At 68.2% G+C, this 20,367-nt stretch carries 19 protein-coding genes; 14 read left to right on the top strand and 5 right to left on the bottom strand.

The window, feature by feature from the left end; all coding sequences use genetic code 11:
* Positions 1-19 precede the first annotated feature (19 nt).
* Positions 20-1,267, bottom strand: coding sequence for an ABC transporter substrate-binding protein (locus G369_RS0126595; RefSeq protein WP_019657102.1), 1,248 nt, complete (start codon positions 1,265-1,267; stop codon positions 20-22).
* 45 nt (positions 1,268-1,312) lie between these two features.
* Positions 1,313-2,098 carry a putative hydro-lyase gene (locus G369_RS0126590; RefSeq protein ID WP_019657101.1) on the bottom strand — a complete coding sequence of 262 codons (786 nt, stop codon included), beginning with the start codon at positions 2,096-2,098 and terminating at the stop codon, positions 1,313-1,315.
* A 171-nt stretch (positions 2,099-2,269) separates the two neighbouring features.
* On the opposite strand from G369_RS0126590, the gene G369_RS0126585 reads away from it, so the two are divergent.
* The 6 genes from G369_RS0126585 (at position 2,270) to G369_RS0126560 (ending at position 6,868) form a co-directional block, all read left to right on the top strand.
* The gene (locus G369_RS0126585) at positions 2,270-3,202 is read left to right on the top strand and encodes a LysR family transcriptional regulator (protein ID WP_019657100.1); all 933 of its coding nucleotides are present in this window, start codon (positions 2,270-2,272) and stop codon (positions 3,200-3,202) included.
* A 153-nt stretch (positions 3,203-3,355) separates the two neighbouring features.
* Complete coding sequence (locus G369_RS0126580; protein ID WP_019657099.1) at positions 3,356-4,750, top strand: acetyl-CoA carboxylase biotin carboxylase subunit; 1,395 nt, start codon at positions 3,356-3,358, stop codon at positions 4,748-4,750.
* Complete coding sequence (gene pxpB / locus G369_RS0126575) at positions 4,747-5,490, top strand: 5-oxoprolinase subunit PxpB (RefSeq protein ID WP_019657098.1); 744 nt, start codon at positions 4,747-4,749, stop codon at positions 5,488-5,490. Before G369_RS0126580 ends, pxpB begins: the two co-directional genes overlap by 4 nt.
* Positions 5,487-6,464: a 5-oxoprolinase subunit C family protein gene (locus G369_RS36340; RefSeq protein ID WP_019657097.1), complete on the top strand. Its 978-nt coding sequence runs from the start codon at positions 5,487-5,489 to the stop codon at positions 6,462-6,464. The genes pxpB and G369_RS36340 overlap by 4 nt, the downstream gene beginning before the upstream one ends.
* A gap of 25 nt (positions 6,465-6,489) precedes the next feature.
* The gene (locus G369_RS38745; RefSeq protein ID WP_019657096.1) at positions 6,490-6,651 is read left to right on the top strand and encodes a hypothetical protein; all 162 of its coding nucleotides are present in this window, start codon (positions 6,490-6,492) and stop codon (positions 6,649-6,651) included.
* Positions 6,644-6,868, top strand: coding sequence for an acyl-CoA carboxylase biotin carboxyl carrier protein subunit (locus tag G369_RS0126560; protein WP_019657095.1), 225 nt, complete (start codon positions 6,644-6,646; stop codon positions 6,866-6,868). Before G369_RS38745 ends, G369_RS0126560 begins: the two co-directional genes overlap by 8 nt.
* A gap of 85 nt (positions 6,869-6,953) precedes the next feature.
* Here the strand turns inward: G369_RS0126560 and G369_RS0126555 are convergent, their stop codons facing one another.
* On the bottom strand, positions 6,954-8,156 hold the full coding sequence (locus tag G369_RS0126555; protein ID WP_019657094.1) for an acetate/propionate family kinase: 1,203 nt from the start codon (positions 8,154-8,156) through the stop codon (positions 6,954-6,956).
* Between the two features lie 19 nt (positions 8,157-8,175).
* Complete coding sequence (gene xsc, locus G369_RS0126550) at positions 8,176-9,999, bottom strand: sulfoacetaldehyde acetyltransferase (protein WP_019657093.1); 1,824 nt, start codon at positions 9,997-9,999, stop codon at positions 8,176-8,178.
* Positions 10,000-10,158: 159 nt separating this feature from the next.
* Between xsc and G369_RS0126545 the strand changes: the two genes are divergently transcribed.
* The 8 genes from G369_RS0126545 to G369_RS0126510 all read left to right on the top strand — a co-directional run bounded on the left by G369_RS0126545 (position 10,159) and on the right by G369_RS0126510 (position 19,601).
* On the top strand, positions 10,159-11,007 hold the full coding sequence (locus G369_RS0126545) for an IclR family transcriptional regulator (protein ID WP_019657092.1): 849 nt from the start codon (positions 10,159-10,161) through the stop codon (positions 11,005-11,007).
* A 25-nt stretch (positions 11,008-11,032) separates the two neighbouring features.
* Positions 11,033-12,025, top strand: coding sequence for an AAA family ATPase (locus tag G369_RS0126540; protein ID WP_020723276.1), 993 nt, complete (start codon positions 11,033-11,035; stop codon positions 12,023-12,025).
* On the top strand, positions 12,022-13,758 hold the full coding sequence (locus G369_RS0126535; protein ID WP_019657090.1) for a cobaltochelatase CobT-related protein: 1,737 nt from the start codon (positions 12,022-12,024) through the stop codon (positions 13,756-13,758). The genes G369_RS0126540 and G369_RS0126535 overlap by 4 nt, the downstream gene beginning before the upstream one ends.
* 141 nt (positions 13,759-13,899) lie before the next feature.
* Positions 13,900-14,709 (top strand): IclR family transcriptional regulator, encoded by an 810-nt coding sequence (locus G369_RS0126530; RefSeq protein WP_019657089.1) that lies wholly within the window; start codon positions 13,900-13,902, stop codon positions 14,707-14,709.
* Positions 14,706-15,713: a tripartite tricarboxylate transporter substrate binding protein gene (locus G369_RS0126525; protein WP_019657088.1), complete on the top strand. Its 1,008-nt coding sequence runs from the start codon at positions 14,706-14,708 to the stop codon at positions 15,711-15,713. The genes G369_RS0126530 and G369_RS0126525 overlap by 4 nt, the downstream gene beginning before the upstream one ends.
* Positions 15,714-15,853: 140 nt before the next feature.
* Entirely contained in the window at positions 15,854-17,287 is a 1,434-nt protein-coding gene (gene sauS, locus G369_RS0126520; protein WP_019657087.1) for an acylating sulfoacetaldehyde dehydrogenase, read from the top strand.
* Between the two features lie 2 nt (positions 17,288-17,289).
* Entirely contained in the window at positions 17,290-18,807 is a 1,518-nt protein-coding gene (locus G369_RS0126515; RefSeq protein ID WP_019657086.1) for an AMP-binding protein, read from the top strand.
* Complete coding sequence (locus G369_RS0126510) at positions 18,804-19,601, top strand: sulfite exporter TauE/SafE family protein (protein ID WP_019657085.1); 798 nt, start codon at positions 18,804-18,806, stop codon at positions 19,599-19,601. Before G369_RS0126515 ends, G369_RS0126510 begins: the two co-directional genes overlap by 4 nt.
* Here G369_RS0126510 and G369_RS0126505 read toward each other — a convergent pair.
* Entirely contained in the window at positions 19,585-20,352 is a 768-nt protein-coding gene (locus tag G369_RS0126505) for a barstar family protein (protein ID WP_157773789.1), read from the bottom strand. The genes G369_RS0126510 and G369_RS0126505 overlap by 17 nt on opposite strands.
* Positions 20,353-20,367 lie beyond the last annotated feature (15 nt).

Genomic DNA, 20,367 nt, shown 5'->3' with positions numbered 1-20,367 from the left:
GGCGTTGCGAACAAGGCGCTCAGGCGTTCATCGGCCACGCCAGCTTGGCGGTGGCGACCTCGAACGGATACACGGTGACGAAGCGGCCCTTGGTCCACTGGATCAGCACCGGGTTGGCGAACGTGTTCTGGCCGGTGGCATCGAACTTCACGCGCGACCACGGCATGATGGTTTTCTCGCCCGGGATGTCGGTGGCGGCGAGCGCATCGCGGATCTTGCGCGGGTCGACCGATCCGGCGCGGTCGATCGCTTCGGCCAGCACCATCAGGGCGCTGAACTGGCGGGATGTCTGGTCGTTCATGTCGCGGCCGGCCTTGGCCTTGAACATCGCATTCACGGCCTTCGCAGAGGCGCGCTTCTCGCCCATGTCCTCGGAGAAGCTCGCGCGGCTGATCATCCCGACCAGCTTGTCGCCGACCGCGTCGAGCGCCGGCTTTTCGACGAAGCCCGCGGCCTGCGCGACGATGTTGCGCGGCTTGTAGCCCAGCGATGCCATCGTGTTGGTCAGCAGGATCGCGTCGGTGGTGTAGCTCGATGGCATGAGCACGTCCGGATTGGCGTTCTTGATCTGCTGCACTTCCGCGGTCAGCGACGGAGAGTTGTTGCGGTACTTGATGTCGCAGGCGATCTTGTAGCCGCGATCGGTGGCGAGCTTGCGCTGCACGGTGGAGGAGTCAGTGCCGAAGATGGTGTCTTCGTAGAAGAGTCCCACCGAGCCGATCTTCTGGCCCTTGGCCTTGAGCGCATCCATGAAATCGAACATCGCTTCGGAGAACATCTCGTCGTGCGCCGCCGTGCGGAAGAAGAACTTCAGGTTGCGGCGGCTCAGGCTGGGCGAGGAGGAATCGGCGCAGACGAAGGGCACGCCGTAGCGCTCGCAGGTCGCGCTGACCGTGGTGGACACCGACGAGTGATAGCAGCCCACGATGGCGCAGACGCCATCCTGCGTGATGAGGCGCTCGGCCTCCGAGCGGCCCTTCTGCGGATCGGCCTGGTGGTCGGCATAGACCACGCGCACCTTGGCGCCGCCCAGGTTGGCCAGGCCGGCATTCCTGGCGGTCGGCAGGTCGAGCGCACTGGCGTTGTTGATGATGTCCAGCGCAGTCTCGAAGGCCTGCTTGGCGTCGATGCCGACCTGCGCGCTGGAACCGGTCAGCGGATAGATCGCGCCGACGACGACCTCCTTGCCCTGGGCCAGCGCCTCGGTCCATGCGCCCTGAAGAACGGCCGCTGCGCCCGCGCCGAGAAGAACTTGCCTGCGTTTCATCGAATGACTCCTGGTGAGGATGGGTGACGGAATCGGAGAGCCGCTTCAGAACACCGCGAGGTGGCTGTTGCGGACGTCGGTGACCAGCATGTGGCCGGGCTTGTGGGTGATCGCAAAGGGCAGGCGGGCCGAACGAATCGCCTGCTGCGGCGTGACCCCGCACGCCCAGAAGACGGGAATCTCGCCGGGACGGATCTCCGCGGCCTCGCCGTAGTCGGGCGCGTCGATGTCGGCGATGCCGATCTCGGCCGGATCGCCCAGGTGCACCGGGGCGCCGTGCGTGCTGGGAAAGCGCGACGTGATCTGCACGGCGCGGATGGCCTGCGCCGCCGTCATGGGCCGCATGCTGACCACGCCCATGCCGCCGAAGCGGCCGGCGGTACCGTTGGGGCGGTTGGTGTCGTACATCGGAACGGTGGTGTTCTGCTCGATGTGGCGAACGGGCACGCCGCCTTCCAGCAGCGCCTCCTCGAAGGACAGCGAGCAACCGATGACGAAGCCGACGAGGTCATCGCGCCAGAGTTCGCGCAGATGGGGCACTTCGGCGACCTTCTCGCCATCGCGGAAGAGGCAGTAGCCAGGAACGTCGGTGCGCAGGTCGATGTCCTCGCCGAGTTCCGGCACGGCCGGATCGCCGACCTTGGTGATGCCGATCACCGGGCACGACTTGGGGTTCAGCCGGGCGAAGCGCAGGAACTCGTCGGCGTACTCGCCGGGCATGATCGCGAGGTTCCCCTGGGTGTAGCCCGGGCACTGCCCGGCGGTCTGTGCGGTGAACCGGCCGGCACGTACGAGCTGCCTGAAGGCAAGGGGCGAAGAAGCGACGGTCATGGCGTTTCGGCGTGTGAGCAAGGAAGTTGCTTACTTTATGAAGCGTGCAGGTCCACCGTCCATCGAAGAATTGTCGAAGCAGCTGTTCAGAAGACTTGAACAGCAGCGCACAACAATCGAACACGGCCCACCAAGACGGAGCGCTGCACGCACTCATTTGGAGTACCGACGATGAACACCCGTTTCGTGGAAACCTTCATTCTTCTGGCCCGCATCGGCAGCGTCCGCCGGGTCGCGGAGGTCATGCACACCACGCCTGGCGCCATCTCGATGCGCCTGCGCTCGCTGGAAGAGGAGCTGGGGGTGTCGCTGTTCCTGTACGACGGCAGGAGCATGACCCTGACGGAGCAGGGAGCACGGCTGGTACAGCCCGCCGAGTCGCTGCTGGAGACCACGCGCAAGATGGAGGCCGCCGCGCGCGACACCGGCGCGGAGATCGGCGGGCGCGTGCGCGTGGGCATCATCGAGACGGTCGTGCATACCTGCCTGCCCGACCTGATGAAGCTCATGCGCTCCAGCCTTCCCGGCGTCGAGCTCGACCTGCAGGTGGACCTCACCGTGAACCTCGCCGAACAGATGCTGTCGGGCAACCTCGACCTGGTGATGCGCGTATCCAGTGCCGTGCATCCCTCCCACGCCACAGTGGAAGACCTGATGATGCTGCCCGTCCACTGGGTGGCCCGCAAGGGGTTGCTCCCGAGGCGGGACCTGCAGCACAGCGTGCTGCGCCAGCAGCTGCTGACGCAGGTGCGCGGCACGCAGCCCTACCTGGATGCGATGAACGTCATCCAGCAGATGGCGGGCCGCCAGGGCGTGGCGCTGAGCGAACTGCGGGTGTCGGCGGCGCCCAGCATCACCGCCCAGCTGGCGCTGACGCGCGAAGGCGTGGGCGTGGCGCTCGTGCCGGGCATCTTCGTGAAGGAACAGATCGAGCGCGGCGACCTGGTAGAGCTCGACCTTCCGCCGCTGCCGGCTTTCAAGATGTCGCTCTGGTCCCCATGGAATGCCGCACCCCTGGTGGTGCGCACCGCCGAGGTCCTGCGCAAGGGAGCGCGCAACTTCTGCAGGCGCCACGATGCACGCTGGGTGACCCTGCTGGCCTGAACCGAGGCAGGGACGGACAGGCAGACAAAGGCGCGCGTCGGCGCGTGTTGCCACCTGTTCAATATTCCTGAATGGATCGGCGCAAAAGTTCTGGGTTGGCAATGCAGGCGGCCATTCCTAGACTGCCTCCTCCTTTCATTCACGACCGCCAACGTGTTCCAGAAGATCCTCATTGCCAACCGGGGAGAGATTGCCTGCCGCATCATCCGGGCCTGCCGCCAGTTGGACATCGCCACCATCGCGGTCCATTCCGATGCGGACGCCGATGCACTGCACGTGGAGCTCGCCGACATCGCCGTGCCCATCGGCGCGGCTGCGGCCTCGCAGAGCTACCTCGACGCGGACAAGGTGCTGCAGGCCGCCCTCGAACACGGCGCGCAGGCCGTGCATCCCGGCTATGGCTTCCTGTCGGAGAACGCTGCCTTCGCCAGGGCGGTGCTGGCGGCCGGCATGGCCTGGATCGGCCCCGATCCGCAGACCATCACCGACATGGGCGACAAGGCCCGCGCGCGCCGGATCGCCGTGGACAGCGGCGTGCCGGTGCTGCCCGGAAGCAGCAGTCTCGCCCCGGGCGACCCCGCAAGCTGGCACGTGGAAGCGGCACGCGTGGGGTACCCGCTGCTTGTGAAGGCGGTCGGCGGTGGCGGCGGCATCGGCATGAAGCGCGTCGACGGCGCCGACGCGTTGCAGGCCACCATCGAGTCGGCACAGGCGATGGCGCAGAAGGCCTTCGGGCAATCCGATGTCTATCTGGAGCGCTACGTTGCCCGCGCCCGTCACATCGAGATCCAGGTCTTCGGCTACGGCGATGGCCGGGCCGTCCATCTGTTCGAGCGCGAATGCTCGGTGCAGCGGCGGTTCCAGAAGATCGTCGAGGAATGCCCCGCGCCGCACCTGCCCGCCGGAGTGCGCGCCGCCATGGCCGATGCGGCCGTTGCGCTCGCCTGCAGCCAGCGCTATGCAGGCGCGGGCACCGTCGAGTTCATCGTCGATGCAGCCACGCACGAATTCTTCTTCCTGGAGATGAACACCCGCATCCAGGTCGAGCACGCAGTGACCGAGGCCTTCACCGGCTGGGATCTGGTGCAGGCCCAGATCCGGCTGGCCGCGGGTGAGTTGCCGACCGTGACGCAAGACGACATCCGGGGCAGCGGAGCAGCCATCGAGTGCCGGCTCTATGCCGAGAACCCGCGCAGGAACTTCATGCCTTCGCCCGGGCCGCTCAAGCGCCTCGTGCTGCCGGCCGCATCCACCCAATTGCGCATCGACTGCGGCGTGCGCCAGGGCGATGCCGTCACGCCCTACTACGACCCGATGATCGCCAAGCTCATCTCGCACGGCCCCGACCGCGAGACCGCGATCGCCGTCATGCGGCGCGCCCTGCAGGCGCTCGAGATCGAAGGCATCCAGCACAACGGGGCGTTCCTCCAGGCCTTGCTCGACCATCCCGCCTTCGTGGCCGGCGAAATGGACACCGGTTTCGTCGAGCGCGAACGCGGCGCCGTTCTCGAGGCCATGGAAGCCCGCGCGGCGCAGGCGACGTCATGAGCGTCTTGTCTGCCCCCGCAGCACGCATCGAGCCACTTGGCGACAGCGCGCTGCGCATCGTCCTCGGCGACACGCTGGACCCTGTCGTCAACCGCCGCGTCTGCGCGCTGGCCGACCGCATCGCCGTCGCGCTCGCCGCCGGCCGCCTGCCGGGGGTGACCGATGTGCTGCCGGCCTTCAGCGTGGTCGGCGTGCACTACCGCGCCGACGCCATTCCCACCGATGGCAACGAAAGCCCGTTCGCAGCGCTGTTGCGCCTGCTGTCGCCCTTGCTGCCCGAGCGCGAAGGGCTGTCCATCGGCGCCACGGACCGGCTGATCGAGATCCCCGTGTGCTATGGCGGCGAGTTCGGTCCCGACCTCGAGGAGACCTCCGCCGCCTGTGGCATGACGCCGGACGAACTCATCGCCCTGCACCTAAACCCCAGTGAAGAGCAGCGCGTCTACATGATCGGCTTCGCGCCCGGCAACCCCTACGTGGGCCGGCTCGATCCGGCGCTGGCCATCCCCCGCCGCGCGACGCCGCGCACCCACATGCCGATGGGCACCGTGTGCATCGCCAACCGGCAGACCGTGGTCTACCCGGTGGCCGCACCCGGCGGATGGCACATGATCGGTCGCACCCCGCTGCGGCTGTTCGATCCCGCGCGCGCCGAACCATGCATGCTGCGCCCCGGCGACCGCATCCGGTTCAAGGCGATCGACCCCGACAGCTTCGCCCGCGCCATGGAGGCCGCATGAGTCTCGAAGTGGTCAAGCCGGGCTTGCTGAGCACCTTCCAGGACCTGGGGCGCAGCGGCTCGCAGGCCATCGGCATGCCGGTGTGCGGTGCCATGGACCCGCTGTCGCACGGCATCGCCAACCTGATCGCCGGCAACACCGGCGAAGAAGCCACGCTCGAGATCACGCTGATGGGGCCCTCGCTGCGCTTCGGCCGCGACAGCCTCATCGCGCTCGCCGGCGCGGACCTGAGCCCCACCCTGCAGCCTGCCGGCACCGACGCCGCCACGCCGATCCCGATGCTGCAGCCCGTGCATGTGCCCGCTGGCGCACTGCTGCAGTTCGGCAAGCGCCGCAGCGGCCTGCGCAGCTACCTTGCGCTGGCCGGCGGCTTCGGCCTGCCGGCTGCGATGGGCAGCCGCAGCACCTACCTGCGCGGCGCACTCGGCGGCTTTCAGGGACGCGCGCTCCGCAAGGGCGATGTCATTGCCCTGCCGGCCTTCACGCCTGGCGCACCGACCGTCGTCACGCCCACCGCGAGCGCTCTGCTGCACGGCTTGCTGGAGCGCGGTGCTGCAGGCGCCACGGTCCGCATCGTCGAGGGACCGGAATGGCCCCAGTTCACCGACGTGTCGCACCGCACCCTGCTGTCCGAGGACTACCGCATCGGCTCGCAGTCGGACCGCATGGGCTACCGGCTCGAAGGGCCCGCGCTGCAGCGCACCGCACCGCGCGACATGTTGTCCGAGGCGGTCGCCTTCGGCACGATGCAGGTTCCGCCGGACGGCCAGCCCATCGTGCTGATGGCCGACCGCCAGACCAGCGGCGGCTACCCGCGCATCGCCCAGGTCGCGGGCGTCGACCTGCCCTTGCTGGCCCAGCGCATGCCGGGCGAATCGATCCGCTTCGAGCGCATCGCGCTGGAAGCCGCCCAGCGGCTGCTGCAGCGCCGCGCCTCGGCCATGGCGAGCCTGGCCCGGGCGCTGCGCGCCTAGCCCATTGCAAGACAGAGAGATCACGATGAATGTCGAGCTCGCGGCACTGAAGCACCCGGGTTCGGCCTACATCGCCCTCGACTTCCACACCGGCGGCATCGACCTCCCCCACCGCGACCCGCAGCCTGGATGCCGCGGTCCTTTTTCCCTCTTCCTCCCATTCCTGAAAGAAGCCCAAGATGCGTGATGTGTCCCTGACGTCCGACGTGACCGGATCGGTCTGGAAAGTGCTCGTCGCGCCAGGAGAGCGGGTCCAGAACGGGCAACCGCTCGTCGTCGTCGAATCCATGAAGATGGAGATCGAGATGCTGGCACCGGCAGACGCCGTGGTCACCTCCATCCTCGTGCAGGAGGGCCAGATGGTCGAAGAAGACCAAGCCCTGCTCCTGTTGTGCTCCACCTGAGTTCGTCGGCAAGATGACGCGCCACTGAACTCCCGGGCGGCGGGCTCCTTGCAGCGATCAGATCGAAGAGACGAGAGCGCGCCCTTCAGCCGGCGGCCCGCAGCACGCGCGCCGTGTGCCTGGCGATCACCGCTTCCTCATCGGTACGCAGCACCCACGCACTGACGGGGCTCTCGGCCGTCGTCAGCCGTGCCGCCCCGCTGCGGTTGGCTGCGGCGTCGACATTCACGCCCATCCACTCGCAATCTTCGAGGATGCGCTCGCGCAGAGCGGCCCCGTTCTCGCCGATGCCTCCGGTGAACACGATGGCATCGACGCCGCGCAGTGCCGCCGCGAGGCTGCCCATGTGCTGCACCACCTGCTCGGCGAAGTGGCCGATGGCCTCGGCGGCGGCAGGCTCGGCCGAAGCCTCCAGCACGCGCATGTCGCTGGACACGCCCGAGATGCCGAGCAGTCCCGATCGGCGGAACAGCAGCGCCTCGACCTCGTCGGCCGACATGCCGCGCGAGCGCATCAGGTAGAGGACGACGGCCGCGTCGAGGTGGCCGCAGCGCGTGCCCATCGTGAGGCCGTCGAGCGGAGAGAAGGTCATCGTCGTCGCGACCGATCGGCCTTGTGCGATCGCGCACATCGAGGCGCCGTTGCCCAGGTGCGCGACGATCACGCGCCGCTGCGCGAGTTCGGGCGCGATGCCGGCGAACTGCGCGACGATGGATTCATAGGAAAGGCCGTGGAAGCCGTAGCGACGCACACCCGCGTCGTGCAACTCGCGCGGCAGCGCGAAGCGGCGGTTGACCTCGGGCTGCACCGCATGGAAGGCGGTGTCGAAGCACGCCACCTGCGGCACGCCATCGAAGGCGGCCATCGCTGCACGCACGCCCGCGAGGTTGTGCGGCTGGTGCAGCGGCGCCAGTGGTTCGAGCTTGGCCAGCGCTTCGAGCACGCCGTCATCGATGCGCACCGGCGCCACGAAATCCGCGCCGCCATGCACGATGCGATGGCCCACTGCCGCGATGCGCCCTGCTCCCGATTGCTTCGCATGCCAGTCCAGCAGCGCCGCGAGCGCCCCCTGGTGCGAGGCCTGCGCGCCTTCGAGCGGCACGTCGTGCAGCGTCCGCCCGTCGGCATCGCGTATGCGAAGCCGCGCCTTCAGGCCTGCGCCCAGCCCGTCGGCCTGCCCCGACCAGCGCGCCGCCGGCAACGCGGAGCCGCCATCGACGGCCGCATCGAACAGCGCGACCTTGATCGACGACGAACCCGCGTTGAGCGTCAGCAGCGAACCGGTCATGGGGTGCAGTGGGTGGCGTTCAGACGTAGTCCTTGTACTTGTCGAGGAATCGTACCGGCTTCGACAGCGCATCGCGGCGGAACGGGTCGCCCAGCTCGCGCGTGCACATGATCTCGATCACGCAGGTCTTGCGCTCGTTCATCTGCATGTCGATGGCTTTCTTCAGCGCCGGGCCCACGTCCTCGAGCCTGTCGACCACGATGCCCTCGGCGCCCATGGCCTTGGCGATGCCCGCGAAGCTCTCGCTCTCGAGCTCGCCGGCCACGAAGCGGCGGTTGTAGAAGTCGACTTGGTTCTTCTTCTCGGCGCCCCACTGGCGGTTGTGGAAGACCACCGCCGTCACCGGGATGTCGTGGCGCACGGCCGTCATGATCTCGACCATGCTCATGCCCCACGCGCCGTCGCCGGCATAGGCCACGGCCGGGCGGTCGGGCGCCGCGCACTTGGCGCCGATCATGGTGGGCAGCGAGTAGCCGCAGTTGCCGAAGCTCATCGGCGCGAAGAAGCTGCGCGGTTCCTCGAAGCGCAGGTAGCTGTTGGCGATGGCGTTGATGTTGCCGATGTCGGTGGAGACCATCACGCGCGGCGGCATGGCCTTCTCGAGCTCGCGCAGCACCTGGCGCGGATGCAGGTAGCTGCCGCCGGTGGGCGTCTTCTCGCCCTTGGCTTCCTCGATGACGTCGAGGCTGAACTGGTCGCGCTCGTGGGTCCACTCGTCGAGCTCCTTCTCCCACGCGACCTTCTCGGCCTTGATCTTGTCGGCGCGCTCGGCCTTGGTGGCGTCGCAGGCCAGCGTCTTGCCCTGCAGGCGCTTGAGCAGTTCCTTCGCGGTGGCCTTGGCGTCGCCGTGGATGCCGACGGTGATCTTCTTCACCAGGCCCAGGTTGGTGTGGTCGGCCTCGACCTGGATGATCTTCGCCTCCTTCGGCCAGTAGTCCATGCCGTGCTGCGGCAGCGTGCCGAACGGGCCCATGCGCGAGCCGAGCGCGAGCACCACGTCGGCCTGCGCGATCAGCTTCATCGCGGCCTTGGAGCCCTGGTAGCCGAGCGGGCCAGCCCACAGCGGGTGGCTCGCGGGGAAGGAGTCGTTGCGCAGGTAGCCGTTGGCCACCGGCGCGCCCAGGCGCTCGGCAAGGGCCTTGCACTCCTCCACCGCGTCGCCCATGACCACGCCGCCGCCGGAGAGGATCACCGGGAATTTCGCGGAGGCCAGCAGCTCGACAGCCGCCTCCAGGCTCTGCTCGCCGCCCGCGCCGCGCTCCACGCGCATGGGCTTCGGGATCTCGCACTGGATCTCGCCGTAGAAGTAGTCGCGCGGAATGTTCAGCTGCGTCGGGCCCATCTCGGAGATGGCGCGGTCGAAGCAGCGCGCCGTGTACTCGGCCATGCGCTTGGGGTTGTTGACGTGGCCCTGGTACTTGGTGAACTCCTGGAACATCGGCAGCTGGTTGGCTTCCTGGAAGCCGCCCAGGCCCATGCCCATGGTGCCGGTCTCGGGCGTGACGATGACCACCGGGCTGTGCGCCCAGTAGGCGGCCGCGATGGCCGTCACGCAGTTGCTGATGCCGGGGCCGTTCTGGCCGATGACCAGGCCGTGGCGGCCAGACACGCGCGCATAGCCGTCGGCCATGTGGGCGCCGCCCTGCTCGTGCACCACGGGGATCAGCCGGATGCCGGCGGGCGCGAAGATGTCCATCGCGTCCATGAAGGCCGAGCCCATGATGCCGAAGATGTCGGTCACGCCGTTGGCGACCATGGTCTCGACGAAGGCCTCGGAGGGCGTCATCTTCTGCACGCCCTTGACGGCTTCGCGTGCGGGGGCTGCGGCTGGCTTCTGGCTCATGGGGGCGTCTCCTGGGAGGATGAGGGGCGAGGTTGAACTCTAAAAGTCGGAACGGCTTGTTCCGGAATTCGTTTCGGCGGAATATAGGACGGCATCCGGCTCGCGTCAAACAATTTACAAAAATCGGAACGTCTTGTCTCTTTTTTTTGTAAAACGCATATGATCCGCGCCATGAAGATCGTCAAAGGCCTCACGCCTGAAGCGCAGGACCCTGCGAGCCCGGGTGGCGATTCGCCCACCATGCGCCTGTTCTCGCTGCTCGAAGTCATGGCCGCGAAAGACCAGCGCTATTCGCTGCAGGGCCTGGTGGAAGAAACCGGCCTGCCCAAGCCCACGCTGCACCGCATGCTCCAGCAGCTCGAAGGCGCGGGGCTGCTGCAGCGCGAAGGCGACGGGCGGCACTACGGCATCGGCACGCGGCTGCGGCGGCTGGCCGAGAACCTGCTGCTCAACGACAGCCTGCACGGCGCGCGCCACACGGTGCTGCGCCAGCTGGTGGAGGAGATCGGCGAGAGCTGCAACCTCACCGCCCTCTCGGGCAGCGAGGTCGTGTACCTCGACCGCGTGGAAACCGCCGCGCCGCTGCGCTTCTACCTGCACTCGGGTTCGCGCGTGCCGGTGCACTGCTCGGCCAGCGGCAAGATCTTTCTCTCGCAGATGAGCGCAGCGCAGCGCCGCCGGCTGCTGTCCCACGCGCCGCTGGAGCCGTACACGCAAAGGACGCTGACCGACCCCGAGGCACTGGAGAAGGAAGTGCAGCGCGTGCGCAAGGACGGCTACGCCATCGACCACGAGGAGTTCCTGCCCGGCCTCCTTTGCATCGCCACGCTGGTGCCCTCGGGCGACGACGCCCCGTCGAACCTCTGCATCGCGGTGCAGGCGCCGGTGATGCGGCTCGACGCCGCCAAGGCGAAGAGCCTGCTGCCCGCGCTGCAGCGTGCGGCGCAGGCCCTGAGCCGCATCGACGCCGACGCGGCCTCCGACCGCGTCGACCATGCTCGGGCCTGAAGACAACCTTTTCGCAGGAAACCCCATGACCGACACCGCCGACCTTCGACCCGACCGGATGCTCAGCGTGCGCGAGGTGTTCGGCATCGACTCCGACCTGCGCGTGCCCGCCTTCAGCCCGTCCAAAGCCTTCGACGACCACGTGCCCGAGGTCGATGCGGTCTACCGCTTCAATCCCGACGTGACGCTCGCCATCCTCGCGGGCTTCATGCGCGACCGGCGCGTGATGGTGCAGGGCCTGCACGGCACCGGCAAGTCGACCCACATCGAGCAGGTGGCGGCCCGGCTGAACTGGCCCTGCGTGCGCCTGAACCTCGACGGCCACATCAGCCGGCTCGACCTCGTCGGCAAGGACGCGGTGGTGCTGCGCGAGGGCAAGCAGGTCACCGAGTTCCAGGAAGGCATCGTGCCATGGGCGCTGCAGCGGCCGGTGGCGCTGATCTTCGACGAGTACGACGCGGGCCGGCCCGACGTGATGTTCGTGATCCAGCGCATCCTGGAGCGCGACGGCAAGTTCACGCTGATGGACCAGAACCGGGTGCTGCGGCCGCACCCCTTCTTCCGCCTGTTCGCCACGGCCAACACGGTGGGGCTGGGCAACCTCAACGGCCTGTACCACGGCGCGCAGCGGCTCAACCATGCGCAGATCGACCGCTGGAACATCGTGGCCTCGCTCGACTACCTGCCCGCGGCGGAAGAGATCGCCATCGTGCAGGCGCGCGTGCCTTCGCTGGCCGACGAAGCGGGCACGAAGCTGGTCGCAGCGATGGTGGCCGTGGCCGACCTCACGCGAAAGGGCTTCGCGGCCGGCGACCTCTCGACGCTGATGTCGCCGCGCACCGTCATCACATGGGCGGAGAACGTCGAGATCTTCAAGGACCCGGCGCTGGCCTTCCGCCTTTCCTTCGTCAACAAGTGCGACGACGCGGAGCGTCCGCTGGTGGCGGAGTATTTCCAGCGCTGCTTCGACCGCGAGCAGAAGGAGTCGCACCAGCTCTCGTCGGACGCGCGCGAATGAACACCGGCCCAGCGAGCGCGATGCAGCGCCGCGTGCGGCAGGAAGAACTCGTGGCGGAGCTGTGCGCGGGCGTGGTGCGTGCCTTCAGCGGCGAGCGCGACCTGCATTTCCGCGGACGGCGGCTGCACCGCGGCCGCACGGCGCTGCCATGGTTCGCGCCGCACCTGCATCCGTCGCCCGACACCGACGACTTCGCATCGTTCCGCGGCGTGGCGGACGGCCTCGCGCTGCGGCTCACCGCATCGGACGCCGCGCTGCATGAAAGCCTGCGGCCCGAGGAGCCCGTCGAGCGCATGCTGTTCGAGATGCTGGAGCAGTTCCGCGTGGAGGCGCTCGCGCCCGACGTCATGGCCGGCATGCGGCACAACCTTCGGCACCGGCACGAGCAGTGGTCTCTCGCCTTCCATCACTCGGGCCTGACCGACACCGCGCGCGGCCTGCTGTTGTACGCCGTGGCGCAGATCTGCCGTGCACGCGTCAGCGGCCAGCAGGTGGTGGAGGAAACCGAGGACATGCTCGAAGCCACGCGCTTCGCGCTCGCGCCGCTGATCGGGCATGCGCTGGCCGGCCTGCGCAAGGACCGCGCCGACCAGGCCGCCTACGCAGTGCACGCCCGCGCCATCGCGCGCACCGTCGCCGCGATGCTTCACGAGGCCGGCGAGGAAGACGGCGAAGCCCAGCGCGATGCGCACGTGGACGACAAGCGCAGCGTGTTCAGCCTCGTGGCCGACATGGACCAGGAGATCGTCGAGCGCTTCACCACCGCCGAGTCGGGCCGCAGCGAGGTGCTCGAGGGCGCGGGCGGAGCCTACCGCGTCTTCACCGATGCCTACGACCGCGAGCACGACGCCGCCGCGCTCGCACGCAAGGAAGTGCTCGCGGGCCATCGCGAGAAGCTCGACCGCCGCATCGCAGCGCAGGGCGTCAACATCGCCCGCCTCGCGCGCGAACTGCGCGCCCTGCTCGCCGAGCCCGAGCGCGACGGCTGGGACGGCGCGCAGGAAGAAGGGCTCGTCGATGGACGCCGCCTCGCGCAACTCATTGCCTCGCCCACCGAGCGCCGGCTGTTCCGCATCGATCGCATGGAGCCGATCGCCGACTGCATCGTCACCTTCCTCATCGACTGCTCGGGCTCGATGAAGGAGCACGCCGAGTCGGTCGCGATGATGGTCGACGTCTTCGCGCGCGCGCTCGAGCAGGCTGGCGTGGCCTGCGAGGTGCTCGGCTTCACCACCGGCGCATGGAACGGCGGACGCCCGCAGCGCGAATGGGTGCGCGCGGGCCGGCCGCCGCACCCGGGCCGGCTCAACGAGCGCTGCCACATCGTCTTCAAGGCCGCGGCCACGCCGTGGCGGCGCGCGCGCCCGGCGATGGCGGCGCTGCTCAAGGCCGACCTGTTCCGCGAAGGCATCGACGGCGAAGCAATCGACTGGGCCTGCACGCGGCTGCGACAGCGAGGTGAAGCGCGCAAGCTGCTGCTGGCGATCTCCGACGGCTCGCCGATGGACAGCGCCACGCACCTCGCCAACGACGCGCACTACCTGGACCACCACCTGCGCGACGTGATCGCGCGGCAGGAACAGCGCGGCGACATCGAGATCGCCGGCATCGGCGTGGGCCTCGACCTGAGCCCCTACTACAGCCGCAGCCACGTGCTCGACCTCGCGAACGCGAGCGGCAACGCCATCTTCCGGGAAGTCATCGAGCTCATGGCCGGGCGGCACCGCCGTTGAGCGCCGCACAGGCGGCCTGCTGAAGCCTTTGGGACTACATCCAAGTCCCCGATTGACAAAGGGCGCTTCGGGTTCATCATTGCGTTTCAAAATCAAGAACGCCGTTCCATTATTTGGAACGCCAATGAAGACCCCAGCCCCATGGACTCGACGCTTGCCAAGGGCCTCGCCGCCCTCGAATGGATGGTGCGCCAGCAGCGCGGCTGCCGCGTCACCGAACTGGCCCAGGCATTCGGCATGGCGCGCAGCAACGCGCACCGCACGCTGCAGACGCTGGTCGAGTGCGGCTGGGCCGTGCAGGACCCGGAGACGAGCGCCTACCGGCCGAGCCTGAGGCTCTTCGAGCTCGGAGCGATGGTCTCCGAGGCGTCCGACATCGGCTCGCTGCTGCGCCCCCACCTCGCGCGGCTGTCGCAGGCCACGGGCGAAACCATCCATCTCGCGGTGCTCGACGGCGCGGAGATCGTCTACCTCGACAAGTTCGACAGCCCCTTGCCTGTGGCTGCCTACTCGCGCATCGGCGGCCGCGCGGCGGCGTACTGCGTGGCCTCGGGCAAGGCGCTTCTCGCTGCGGCGGGCCTCGGCGTGCCGGCGCTGCAGGAGTGCCTGGGCACGCTGGAGGCGCACACCAGGAACAGCATCACCGACTTCGACACCCTTTTCAACGAACTGGAACGCTCCCGCGCCCGCGGCTATGCAGAGAACCGCGAGGAATGGCGCATCGGCGTATGCGGCCTCGGCGCGCCCGTGCTCAATGCACGCGGCGAGGCCGTGGCGGCCATCGGCATGAGCGTGCCCTCGATCCGCTTCGCGCGCACGCAGGCACGCGGGCTGGCCGACCACCTGATGGCCTGCGCACGCGACGCCAGCGTGACGCTGGGCTATCGCGTAGGCGCTGCAGCGGCCGGACCGTCGCCGATGTCCACCATAAAGAGAAGGAGACCCGAATGAAGTTGCTCTTCGCCCTCTTCGCCCCCTGGCATCGCGCCGGGATGCTGGCTCTCGCTGCCTTCGCCGCCCTTGCATCGCCCCTCGCCGCGCAGGCGGACAGCGGCGGCGACTACCCCACCAAGCCGATCCGCCTGGTCGTGCCCTACCCGCCCGGCGGCGGCACCGACGTGATCGCGCGCATCGTGCAGGAGCGCTTCTCGGCACTGCTCGGCCAGCAGGTGCTCATCGACAACCGCGGCGGTGCGGCGGGCTCGATCGGCACCGAGCTGGTGGCGAAGGCGCCGGCGGACGGCTACACCGTGCTCTTCACGCTCTCGTCGCACACCATCAACCCGGCCATCTACGCGAAGCTGAGCTTCGACACCGCGAAGGACTTCGCGCCCGTGGGCATGGTCGCCTCGCTGCCGCAGATCCTGGTGGCCAACACGCAGTTTCCGGCGAACACCGTGGCAGAGCTGGTCGCGCTGGCCAAGGCCAAGCCCGACAGCATCTCCTTCGCCTCGGTGGGCAACGGCTCGCCCGGCCATCTCGCGGGCGAGCTGCTGAAGCTGCGCACCGGCACGCAGATGACGCACGTGCCGTATCGCGGCGGCGGCCCGGCCGTGACCGACGTGATGGGCGGGCAGGTGCCGCTGCTGTGGGTGTCGATTCCCGCGGCCGCGCAGTTCGTGAAGGCCGGCAAGCTCAAGGCGCTCGCCGTATCCACCACCAGGCGCAGCGCAGCCTTCCCCGACGTGCCGACGATGCAGGAGGCCGGCATCGCCGACTTCGACGTCGACTCCTGGTACGCCGTCTTCGTGCCCGCCAAGACGCCCAAGCCCGCCATCGACAGGCTCAACCGCGTGATCAACACCGTCGTCAAGGAGCCGGAGATCCGCGACAAGCTGCTCGCCCAGGGCAGCGAAGGCGTGGGCGGAACGCCCGATCAACTCGGCAAGGTCGTGACCGCCGAACTGGTCCGCTGGCAAAAGCTCGCCAAGGAAGCCAACATCAAGGTGGACTGAGTTCGCCCCCAGGCTGCGCGCACTTCGTGTAGCTGCGCCACCCCATACCCAGGGGGCAACACCAGCGGCCCGGCAAAGCCGGTTCCGCGATGTTCCCCGAATGAAGAGATATCGAAGTCGACGAAACCATGGCCAACTCAATGAATCCCACTCCGCCCTCCCCCATCGCCGAGCTGGTGGCGCGCGCCCGCGCCGCACAGCGCATCTACGAGACCTGGTCGCAGGCGCAGGTCGACACCGCCGTGGTCGCGGCGGGCTGGGCCATCATCGAGCCGGCGCACAACCGCGAACTGGCAGAGCTGGCGGTGAAGGACACCGGCGTGGGCAACGTCGAGGACAAGGTGCGCAAGAACCACCGCAAGACCTTCGGCCTGCTGCGCGACCTGCACGGCGCACGCTCGGTCGGCGTGATCGCCGAAGACCCGGCGCGCGGCATCGTCGAGATCGCGCGGCCCGTGGGCGTGGTGTGCGCCATCACCCCGTCGACCAACCCGGGCGCCACGCCGGCCAACAAGATCATCAATGCGCTCAAGGGGCGCAACGCGGTCATCGTCGCACCGTCGCCGAAAGGCTGGTCGACGGCGGCGCGGCTCATCGAGTTCATCCACCAGCAGTTCGACCGCATCGGCGCGCCGCGCGACCTGGTGCAGCTGCTGCCGGCGCCGGTAAACAAGCAGTCGACCGCCGAGCTGATGCGGCTGTGCGACCTGGTGGTGGCCACCGGCTCGCAGGCCAACGTGCGCGCAGCCTATGCGAGCGGCACGCCGGCCTTCGGCGTGGGCGCAGGCAACGTGGCAGGCATCGTCGACGAGACGGCGGATGTCGAAGCCGCCGCCGAGCGCATCGTTCGCTCCAAGACCTTCGACAACGCGACCAGCTGCTCGTCGGAGAACAGCCTCGTGGTCGTCGATGCGGTGCGCGCGAAGATGCTCTCCGCCTTGAAGGACCGCGGCGCCGTCATGCTCGCCGACGCGCAGAAGGCCACGCTGCAGAAGCTGATGTGGCCCGAGGGCAAGCTCTCTGCCGCAGTCATCGGCCAGTCTGCGCGCGTCATCGCCGAGCGCGCGGCCGAGGTCGATGGCGCCAACCGGGCCGCGTGGCAGGCGATCGCCGAGGCCGACCCGCGCATCCTCATGGTGGCGGAGGACGGTGTGGGCCACGACCACCCGTTCTCCGGAGAGAAGCTCAGCCCTGTGCTCGCGGTGTACGCGGCGCGCGATTTCGACGAGGCCGCCGCCGCTGTGGCGCGCATCTATTCGTACGAAGGCGCGGGCCATTCGGTGGGACTGCACAGCGCCGTGCCCGATCGAGCGCTCACGCTCGGCCTCACGCTGCCGGTGTCGCGCGTGATCGTCGACCAGGCGCACTGCATCGCCACCGGCGGCAGCTTCGACAACGGGCTGCCCTTCTCGCTGTCGATGGGCTGCGGCACCTGGGGCAGGAACAACTTCTCCGACAACATGAACTACCGCCACTACCTGAACATCACGCGCGTGTCGCGCCCGATTCCCGAGGTGGTGCCGAGCGAGGAAGACATCTTCGGCGCCTTCTTCGCAAGCCACGGCGCGAACTGAAGATGACGGCGGCCGCGACCACCGTGCATGCGCTGATCGAGCGGCAGGCACAAGAGCAGCCGCACGCGGTGTACGCGCGCGCCACGGAATCGGAACGGCATATCACCTGCGGCGATCTCGCGCGCGGATGCCGCCGCGTCTCGGCGGTGCTGCGCGGGCTCGGCATGCAGCCGGGCGACACCGTCTCGGTCGTCATGCCCAATGGCCTGCAGACGCTGCGGCTGCTCCTGGGAGCGATGCACGGCGGATTCCGCGTGAACCCGGTCAACCTGCTCTCGCAGCCCGAGCAGATGCACTACGTGCTCTCGCACTCCGACTGCCGCATGGTCTGCGTCGCGCCCGAATGGGAGTCGCGCGTGCGCGGCATCGTCGAAGCCTTCGACCGGCCGGTGAAGCTGATGGTGGTCGACCCGGAGGGCGATGCGCTGCCCGGCGAGGAAGAAGCCGCCGACGACGTGCCGCCGCCCTCGCCCGACGCCGTCGCGCTGCTGATGTACACATCGGGCACCACCGGCAATCCCAAGGGCGTGATGCTCACGCAGCGCAACCTGGCCGCCAACGCGCATGCCATCAGCATCGAGCACCAGCTGCGCCCTTCCGACCGCGTGCTGGCGGTGCTGCCGCTCTATCACATCAACGCATTCACCGTGACCATGCTCGCGCCGCTGGCGCACGGCGGCAGCCTCGCGATGCCGCCGAAGTTCTCGGCCGGCCGCTTCTGGGAGCAGGCTACGCAGACGCAATGCAGCTGGATCAACGTGGTGCCCACCATGATCTCGTACCTGCTCGAAGGCCCCAGGCCGCCGCTTGCGCAGACGCTGTCGATCCGCTTCTGCCGATCGGCCTCGGCCGCGCTGCCACCGGAGCACCTGCGCGCGTTCGAGCAGATGTTCGGCATCGGCATCGTCGAGACCATGGGTCTCACCGAGACGGCGGCGCCATCGTTCTCCAATCCGATGGACCCGGCCGCGCGCAAGCTCGGCTCGGTGGGCCGTGCCTCGGGCTGCATGGCCGGCGTGGTGGATGCGCAGCTTGCGGCCGTGCCCGATGGCACCACGGGAGAACTCGTCATCCGCGGGCCCAACGTGATGCTGGGCTACTACAAGAACGAGGAAGCCACCCGCGCGAGCTTCACGCCCGACGGCTGGCTGCGCACCGGCGACCTGGGCCATCGCGACGAGGACGGCTTCTTCTTCGTCACCGGCCGCATCAAGGAACTCATCATCAAGGGCGGCGAGAACATCGCGCCGCGCGAGATCGACGAGGCCCTGCTGAAGCACCCCGCCGTGCTCGAGGCCGTCTCGGTGGGCGTGCCCGACCGCCACTACGGCCAGGAGATCGGCGCGTGCATCGTGCTGCGCGAAGGCAGCGCCTGCAGCGAGGAAGAGCTGCGCGAGTTCGCCGCCACCGTGCTCGGCCGCTACAAGGCCCCGGGCTACTACCGCTTCGTGCAGGACCTCCCGCGCGGCCCTTCGGGAAAGGTGCAGCGCCTGAAGCTGCTGCCGCTCTTCCAGGCATGACGGCCGCCGACCTGCTGGTGCCGCCGCTGGCGCCGGCAACGCTCGCCTACAGCCTCTGCGTGGTGTTCGCGGCCGGCATCGTGCGCGGCTTCGCGGGCTTCGGCTTCTCCGCCATCACCGTCGCGGGCATGTCGCTGGTGATCTCGCCCGCGCTCGTGGTGCCCGCCATCTTCATGCTGGAGATCCTCGCCAGCCTGAGCCAGCTGCGCGGCATCGCGCGCGACGTCGACCTGCCATGGCTCGGCTGGCTGATGCTCGGCAACCTGATCTGCATTCCCATCGGCGTGGCGCTGCTCGCATGGCTGCCGGAGACGCCGCTGCGCCTCCTGATCGGCGTGCTGCTGATGGCCGCCGCATTGCTGCTGCGCGGCGGCGCACACGTCGCGCTGGAGCCCACGCACGGCCTGCGCCTCGCGGCCGGCCTGGCCTCGGGCTTCATCAACGGCGTCGCGGCCATCGGCGGCATCGCGGTCGCGGTGCTGCTGAGCACAGCGAAGATGGCCCCCGCCGCGCTGCGCGCCACGCTGATCGCACTGCTGCTCTTCAGCGACGTGGTGTCGCTGATCAGCGCGGCACTGATGCCCTCGTCGGCGCATGCCTCGGGCAACCTGCTGGGGCCGGACACGCTCAAGTGGGCGCTGTGGCTGGCGCCTGCGATGCTCGCCGGCATCTGGTGGGGGCAGCGCTCGTTCAAGGGCGTGTCGCCGGAGCAGTTCCGGCGGCTGGTGTTGAATCTGCTGATCGGGCTGGCGGCGATGAGCGTGGCGCGGTCGGTGGTCAGCTGGATTGGATAGACCGTGACTCGACCCTCAAGGACGCCCCGGCCTCTATGAGGATTTGTTTGAACAAGTGGGCATAGTCCGCACGTTCCGTGAGCTTTTCCAGAACCGCATCGAACTCGGCCTCGTCGGAAATCAGAAAAGAAATGCGCTCCGGATTGTTGGACTTCAGTACCTCGTCGAATGCGTCGAGGCAGCTGCCTGCATAACCTCGATAGCCAAAAATCGCTTCCCCGATATAGCAATAGAACTCGTCACGCGTTCGCAAGCCTCGTACATCGAGCACAACATTGTCTGTAGCGAGCGTCTGCCGCCAATCGCGAGGAGAGGACAAGGCCCTGCAGGCGTCGATCCAGGAAGTTCCGTAAGAAGGATTGAGCGCTCGCCAACTCACAGGAACGCATTCCGTCCATGCATCGAGAATCTGGACCACCGGCACATAGGACCGCCCTACCGACGCTACATAGTGCTGGCGCGAATCCTTGTCGAGGAGGAACTCCACGCAGTAGATTCCCGCCACATAGACCTCCACATCTCCTATGACCTTGGAGATCGTGTAAACCGTCCCCTCCTTCAACGTCGGCTGGCTCTTCGGCGCCTCCAGGCCCTCGAGAACGATCAGTACATCATCCATGCTGTCGTCTTCATCACCGATGATTTTGTGTGGCAATCCTTCCACCGAATCGAAGCACAACACGGTGCCGTCCCCATCAGCTTCACTTCGAATCCGATAGTTCTTTTCTGTGGCGCTTAAGCCGTTTGCCATGATGTGATCCGGTAT

It is taken from the genome of Variovorax atrisoli 110B, from assembly GCF_000382045.1.
GTDB classification, from domain to species: domain Bacteria; phylum Pseudomonadota; class Gammaproteobacteria; order Burkholderiales; family Burkholderiaceae_C; genus Variovorax; species Variovorax atrisoli.
Note: the sequence above shows the minus strand (reverse complement) of the source record. Positions and strands in the feature narration are given on the sequence as shown.

Excerpts from the sequence above, each read along its gene's own strand:
- G369_RS0126595 (WP_019657102.1), bottom strand. The coding sequence starts at position 1,267 with ATGAAACGCAGGCAAGTTCTTCTCGGCGCGGGCGCAGCGGCCGTTCTT.
- pxpB (WP_019657098.1), top strand. The coding sequence starts at position 4,747 with ATGAGCGTCTTGTCTGCCCCCGCAGCACGCATCGAGCCACTTGGCGAC.
- G369_RS0126525 (WP_019657088.1), top strand. The coding sequence starts at position 14,706 with ATGAAGTTGCTCTTCGCCCTCTTCGCCCCCTGGCATCGCGCCGGGATG.
- xsc (WP_019657093.1), bottom strand. The coding sequence starts at position 9,999 with ATGAGCCAGAAGCCAGCCGCAGCCCCCGCACGCGAAGCCGTCAAGGGC.
- G369_RS0126540 (WP_020723276.1), top strand. The coding sequence starts at position 11,033 with ATGACCGACACCGCCGACCTTCGACCCGACCGGATGCTCAGCGTGCGC.
- G369_RS0126535 (WP_019657090.1), top strand. The coding sequence starts at position 12,022 with ATGAACACCGGCCCAGCGAGCGCGATGCAGCGCCGCGTGCGGCAGGAA.
- G369_RS0126590 (WP_019657101.1), bottom strand. The coding sequence starts at position 2,098 with ATGACCGTCGCTTCTTCGCCCCTTGCCTTCAGGCAGCTCGTACGTGCC.
- G369_RS0126505 (WP_157773789.1), bottom strand. The coding sequence starts at position 20,352 with ATGGCAAACGGCTTAAGCGCCACAGAAAAGAACTATCGGATTCGAAGT.
- G369_RS0126515 (WP_019657086.1), top strand. The coding sequence starts at position 17,290 with ATGACGGCGGCCGCGACCACCGTGCATGCGCTGATCGAGCGGCAGGCA.
- sauS (WP_019657087.1), top strand. The coding sequence starts at position 15,854 with ATGAATCCCACTCCGCCCTCCCCCATCGCCGAGCTGGTGGCGCGCGCC.
- G369_RS0126585 (WP_019657100.1), top strand. The coding sequence starts at position 2,270 with ATGAACACCCGTTTCGTGGAAACCTTCATTCTTCTGGCCCGCATCGGC.
- G369_RS38745 (WP_019657096.1), top strand. The coding sequence starts at position 6,490 with ATGAATGTCGAGCTCGCGGCACTGAAGCACCCGGGTTCGGCCTACATC.
- G369_RS0126510 (WP_019657085.1), top strand. The coding sequence starts at position 18,804 with ATGACGGCCGCCGACCTGCTGGTGCCGCCGCTGGCGCCGGCAACGCTC.
- G369_RS0126545 (WP_019657092.1), top strand. The coding sequence starts at position 10,159 with ATGATCCGCGCCATGAAGATCGTCAAAGGCCTCACGCCTGAAGCGCAG.
- G369_RS36340 (WP_019657097.1), top strand. The coding sequence starts at position 5,487 with ATGAGTCTCGAAGTGGTCAAGCCGGGCTTGCTGAGCACCTTCCAGGAC.
- G369_RS0126555 (WP_019657094.1), bottom strand. The coding sequence starts at position 8,156 with ATGACCGGTTCGCTGCTGACGCTCAACGCGGGTTCGTCGTCGATCAAG.
- G369_RS0126560 (WP_019657095.1), top strand. The coding sequence starts at position 6,644 with ATGCGTGATGTGTCCCTGACGTCCGACGTGACCGGATCGGTCTGGAAA.
- G369_RS0126530 (WP_019657089.1), top strand. The coding sequence starts at position 13,900 with ATGGACTCGACGCTTGCCAAGGGCCTCGCCGCCCTCGAATGGATGGTG.